Here is a 6,305-nt window from a genome sequence, read left to right as displayed (position 1 = left end):
AGCTCCAGCACCTCAGCCAGTGGCAACGCAGTCAGCCGCAGAATATTTGGCAAACCCGCTTTAAGGTTTCCATTGAACAATAAAAAAGACGCCTCGGCGTCTTTTTTCATTTTAGGAATATTAGGGCTTTTGTAGTTGCGTTAAGGTTTTACGTGCCAGTCCTGGATCATCGGCAAATACACCATCTACACCAGCTTTATAGAAGTTCTCAAATTCTTTAGCTGCACCCGTATCACAACGTTCGGTCGCCACTGAGTTACATTTTAAATAGTCAGGTAAAAAACCATTTTCAGGTCTGAGCGTATAAGGATGGACTTTCAAACCAGCAGCATGGGCATCTTTGACAAAACTGGTTTGTTTAAATTCAGTGTTTGAAAAGATATACGTTTTACTTGGACCTACACCATCTGCATATTTTGCCACTGATTTTAGGCCTTCTGCTGTGGCTAAGCTTGCATAATTTTGTGGAGACGTTTGCTGCTGTAAGTCACCCGGTATGGCAGTTGGGCTATCTAATAATTGAATAATTTTGCCATGTTTGAGGGTTTTCTTTTGCGTGAGTTGATCACGTAAGTATTTAAGATTGGTGGTTTCAAAAGACTGTAAATATACAGGCGCGATATCACGTGTATAACTGTATTTGGCAAGCGTGGTGAGTAAACGATCTTCCATGGCTAGATTTTGCTGTTGGAAAAATGTTGGATGCTTGGTTTCAATATATAAACCAACAATTTTTCCAGTTTTTTTATAATGAGCTTCGGCAAGTTCAATGATTTGTTCGAGCGTTGGGATGCTGTATTGATCATTATATTGAGTGTTATTAGGGCGATATTGAGCAATACGCTCACGTGCTTTTACATTTTGAGTCAGTTCATTCAAATTAAAGTCTTCCGTAAACCATCCTGTATAGTCGATACCATCGATTTTTTTGGTGGTTTTTCGATCCGCAAATTGTGACAGCGTACTAATATTGGTTGTCCCTGAAATTTCACTTTCATGGCGCGCAACCAGATAGCCATCCTTGGTTGGCACTAAATCGGGTTCGATAAAATCCGCACCATCATCAATCGCTTTTTGATATGCGGCAAGAGTATGCTCAGGTCGCAAAGCACTGGCACCACGATGCCCAACAATGATAAAACCAGTATCAGGCAAAACAGGGGGCTTGGTGACATGGGTTTTATCGTCATCCGAATTACATGCAGATAAACCGAAAACGCTAAAAAGGAGCAGTGAAGACACGCCCCATGAGGATTTCACTTTACTTGTTATCGCTATATTCAACTGCTTTGTTAATTGTTTTTTCATGGCTGCCTCTGCATCTTTTTATATAAATGAATGATGTTGCAGGCATACATTGCAGGGCAGTGGCTAAGGCTTCATGACAGAGGCGGTTTTGTCACATAAATTTACTAAAATAACTGAAGTGGAAGCTCTCCATATTTTCTACATATTCAGCTTGAAGCAAGGTTTTTATGTAGCCTAGGCTTGTAATTAAGCTCATTGTGATTGATTATCAATAAGATTTTTTGAAAAAATTCAATCTACATTTTTTATTTCATTAATTGAAAAGTGACATGGACTGATGCTGTCTAAGTTTTTTATTTATCGACCAATTTTTGCAGGTGTCTTGGCGATCATCGTCATGGCGCTCGGGCTATTTGCTGTGCTCAATTTACCGGTAGAGCGCTATCCAGATATTGCGCCACCACGAATTACGGTCAGCGCAAGTTATAGCGGTGCGTCAGCAGAAACAGTTGAGGAAAGTGTCACACAAGTTCTTGAACAACAAATTAAAGGAATTGATCACCTTTTATATTTTAGTTCAAGCAGCGACTCTTCAGGTCGAAGCCGGATCAGCATCAGTTTTGAAAATGGCACTGACCCAGATACCGCTCAAGTACAAGTACAAAATGCCATAAATGGAGTAATCAATCGGCTGCCTGAAGATGTGCAGCGCCAAGGGGTAAATGTCTATAAATCTTTGGGTGATACCCATATGGTTATCGGCCTCTATGATGAGACTGGCAAGAGTTCGAATATCGAACTTGGTGACTATATGATGACTCATCTAGAGCAGGACATTGCTCGAATTGAGGGTATCGGTGAAGTCGATGTTTTTGGTTCGCAATTTGCCATGCGCATTTGGCTCAACCCACTGAAGTTAAAGCAATATAGCCTTATGCCCAGTGATATCCGTGCGGCTGTTGAATCACAAAATACGCAGGTTGCAGCCGGAGCCGTAGGTGAATTGCCGAGTGTATCGGATCAATATCTCAATGCAAAAGTCACTTCAGGTTCACGTTTAAAGTCAGTTGAAGAATTTGAAAATATTATTGTCAAATCTGCACGAAACGGCAGTTTTGTCTATTTAAAAGACGTTGCACGTGTTGAATTGGGTGCGGAAAATTATTCAGGGGTTAATACCATTAACGGGTATCCATCTTCAGGGATGGGGATCTCATTGGCTTCTGGGGCAAATGCACTTGAAACCTCAGCCTTAATTAAGCAAGAAATTGAACAGTTAGCGAAGCAATTACCTGCCGGTTATAAAATCGTTTATCCACGGGATAACACGCCATTTGTACAAGAATCGATTAAAGAAGTGGTGAAAACGTTATTCGAAGCCGTTTTACTGGTGGTTTTGGTGATGTTTATCTTCTTACAAAATTGGCGAGCAACGCTGATACCTGCGATTACGGTGCCTGTGGTGATTCTTGGGACTTTAGCGATTTTATATGCTTTGGGCATGACCATTAATACGCTCACATTGTTTGCATTGGTACTGGCCATCGGTCTGTTGGTCGATGATGCGATTGTTGTGGTGGAAAACGTCGAACGTTTAATGCATGAACAACAGTTAACAGCAAAACAAGCGGCCATCGAGTCGATGCATGAAATTAGCGGGGCATTAATCGGGATTACTTTGGTATTGACCGCTGTATTTATTCCCATGGCGTTCTTTGGTGGCTCAACGGGCGTGATCTATAGACAATTTTCCATCACACTCGTGGCTGCAATGGGCTTGTCACTGATGGTTGCGCTGATTTTAACCCCTGCATTATGTGCCTTAATTTTAAAACCCAATCCGAAACCACAGCGCTGGGCGATTTGGTTTAACACCAAATTAGAGACTTTAAAAACCAAATATCTAGCACTTGCACAAGCCACGGTTCGTTATCGCTTATGGACGGTGGTTTTGTTTGCGGGGCTCATTACGGTATTTGCTTTGTTTTATCGTGCTTTGCCGACCAGTTTTATTCCTAGTGAAGACCAGGGCATTTTGAGTGTGCAACTTAAATTACAAGAAGGTGCACCGATGTCGAAAAGTCGTGAGATCGGTGAACAAATTCGGCAGTACTTTTTGACTGAAGAAAAGCAAAATATTGATTTGGTGATGATTCGTTATGGACGAAATTTTTCTGGTACGGGTCAAAACTTAGGGCAAGGCTTTATTGCACTGAAGCATTGGGATGAACGTTCAGGACAATACAATTCAGCGCAAGCGATTCGTGAACGTGCTATGAAACATTTTAAAAAGTTCAACAATGCACAAATCAATGTCAGCATGCCGTCTTCAGTCAGCGGTCTTGGGCAAACCGATGGTCTGGAGTTTTGGCTGCGAGATATGAATGGTGAGGGTCGTGCTTATCTCGATGAGCAATTTAAAAGCCTGCAAGAGAAATCCGCACAATTCAGTAGTTTCGAAAATTTAGACAAACGCTCTAACCCAGACAAAGCTGAACTGAAAGTTGATATTGATCAAAAACAAGCGATGGCTATGGGTTTAACGCAAAATGCGATTAATAGCACCATGAGTAGTGCATGGGGCGGGAGTTATATTAACGATTTCATTGACCGTGGACGTATTAAACGCGTCATGATGCAGGCAGATGCCGAATTCCGTTCTAAACCAGAAGATTTGGCTTATTGGCATGTACGTAATGACCAAAATGAAATGATTCCATTTAGTAATTTTTCAACCATTGGCTGGAGTGGCGGCCCTGAAGTCGTCAATCGCTTTATGGGATACACCGCATTACAAATGGAAGCGGATACAGCCAAAAATGTCTCAAGTGGCCAAGCCATGCAGGATGTTAAAGCTTTAGTCGATCAGGTGCCTGGCGTGGATGTGGCATGGAGTGGTTTATCTTTTGAAGAGCAAAAATCAAGTCATCAAGCGATTTGGCTATATTTGGTCTCGATTGGATTTATTTTCCTCTGTCTTGCCGCCCTATATGAAAGTTGGAGCATTCCGACCGCAGTCATGAGTGCGATTCCACTCGGGATAGGCGGTAATATTTTGTTTAGCTACATGACCGGTTTTCCAAATGACATCTATTTCCAAATTGCCTTGCTGACGACCATCGGTCTGTCCTGTAAAAATGCGATCTTGCTTGTAGAGTTTGCAGCGATGGCACAAGAAAAAGGCAAACATGTAATCGAGGCTGCAATGGAAGGCGCAGCACTACGTTTACGTCCTATTTTGATGACCTCTTTGGCTTTTGGTGCAGGGGTGGTTCCTTTAGTTCTTGCTTTTGGCGCAGGTGCAGCCAGTCGTCAAGAGATTGGGGTAAGCGTACTCGGTGGGGTAATATTCGGTACGGTCTTGGTGCTGATTTTTATTCCGTTTATGTATGTGATGGTCCGCTCTATTTTTAAAATCAAACCGGTGTCTGAAACTTAGAAATAATTCACGCACAGTGTATAGCTCTAGTAAAAGCCACCGTGAAAGCTTGAGTACATCGCGGTGGCTTTTTATGTCGCCAAATTTATGTCACCAAACTTTCGACAGGGAATGTTCACAGAGAATTTTCGCAAAGAACGTTCACCGAGAACATATTGAAGAGATTTGAAACTCTTTAGTTTATCCTTCAAAATGTGCTCTACATAGAAAGATTAAAATAAGAGTGAGTTGAATGGCGGATTTAATACAAAGACAGCGTGAAATTTCCGCTTTGCTGCAACAACAAAATTATGCAGCAGCAGTTTTCGCTTTACAGCCTCTGAACTACGCTGATCAGGCTCGTTTAATTCAGCAATTTCCAATCGAAGATCAAATCGAGTTACTTTCAGGTTTAGACCATCAAGGCTTGGTATTTGAGTTTTTCCCTTTTGAGTCACAGCGACAGCTGATTTCACGTTATCCACTGCGTCTACAAATTGAACTATTTGATGATATGCATTCTGATGATGCAACGGACTTATATAAAAGTTTAACTGATGCAGAACAAGATCGGATTTATCAACAACTTGATCAAGATACCCAAGAGCATCTAAAGGCATTATCTGCATATGCAGAAGAGTCTGCAGGTGCAATCATGAGTTCAGACTATGTCAGTATGTCTGCTGACTTTACCATGCAACAAGCCATAGAGGCCTTGCGCCATGAACCGCATGACCGTGAAACCCTATATTTAATTTATGTCACCAATGATCAGTCTCAATTAGAAGGGGTGATTTCACTGCGGCAAATTTTGCAGGCTGACCGTGATGCACGAATTCAACAGGTGATGACCAAAGATGTGGTGACCGGCTGGATAGATGAAGATCAAGAAAGTATTGCTCGAAAATTGGCTGAATATGATTTTATGGCCTTGCCGATTGTGGATCATGCTCAGCGTTTGATGGGGATTGTCACCTATGATGATGCGATGGATGTGGTACAGGCTGAAACCACTGAAGACTTTTTAAAAGCCAGTGCGGTGAGTACCGAACCAGGTATGAGCATTAAGAAAGCACCGATTTTAAAGTTGTATCAAAAGCGGGTGTTCTGGTTGGTAATATTGGTCTTTGGCAGTTTATTGTCCGGTTTAGGTATTTCGTATTATGAAGACATCATTGCAGCACATATCGTCTTGGTTTTTTTCTTACCCTTATTGGTCGGAAGTGGAGGCAATGCAGGTTCACAGTCTGCGACCTTAATGGTGCGAGCGCTTGCCACTGGGGATGTAAAAATTCGTGATTGGTTTTATTTGTTGGGACGGGAGACACTCGTCGCTCTTTGCCTCGGCGGAACCATGGCCATTGCTGTATCTATTTTAGGCTACTACCGTGGTGATGCAACCGTGGCCTTGGTCTTGGCACTGAGTATGATGGGTATCGTATTGCTCGGTTGTTTAATTGGCATGAGTTTGCCCTTTGTACTCAATAAGTTGAAGCTCGATCCTGCAAGTGCATCTGCACCCTTGGTGACCTCGATTTGTGATGCGACAGGCGTGGTGGTGTATTTGATGATTGCTTCACAATTGCTCAATTTATAGAGATTAGCATTTTGCTACAGATTGAAGACTTCTAATATGTTT

Annotated in this window: 3 protein-coding genes; 2 read left to right on the top strand and 1 reads right to left on the bottom strand. The window is 42.1% G+C overall.

Features of this window, described 5'->3' with window-relative positions:
• Window positions 1-120: 120 nt before the first annotated feature.
• Window positions 121-1,308: a glycerophosphodiester phosphodiesterase gene (locus FTU77_RS10465; protein WP_180055749.1), complete on the bottom strand. Its 1,188-nt coding sequence runs from the start codon at window positions 1,306-1,308 to the stop codon at window positions 121-123.
• Window positions 1,309-1,585: 277 nt separating this feature from the next.
• On the opposite strand from FTU77_RS10465, the gene FTU77_RS10460 reads away from it, so the two are divergent.
• Window positions 1,586-4,687: a multidrug efflux RND transporter permease subunit gene (locus tag FTU77_RS10460; RefSeq protein WP_180026671.1), complete on the top strand. Its 3,102-nt coding sequence runs from the start codon at window positions 1,586-1,588 to the stop codon at window positions 4,685-4,687.
• Between the two features lie 232 nt (window positions 4,688-4,919).
• Window positions 4,920-6,263, top strand: coding sequence for a magnesium transporter (mgtE, locus tag FTU77_RS10455; RefSeq protein WP_180055748.1), 1,344 nt, complete (start codon window positions 4,920-4,922; stop codon window positions 6,261-6,263).
• Window positions 6,264-6,305: the final 42 nt, after the last annotated feature.

The sequence above is a fragment of the Acinetobacter sp. YH12142 genome (genome assembly GCF_013418435.1).
GTDB classification, from domain to species: domain Bacteria; phylum Pseudomonadota; class Gammaproteobacteria; order Pseudomonadales; family Moraxellaceae; genus Acinetobacter; species Acinetobacter amyesii.
Note: the sequence above shows the minus strand (reverse complement) of the source record. Positions and strands in the feature narration are given on the sequence as shown.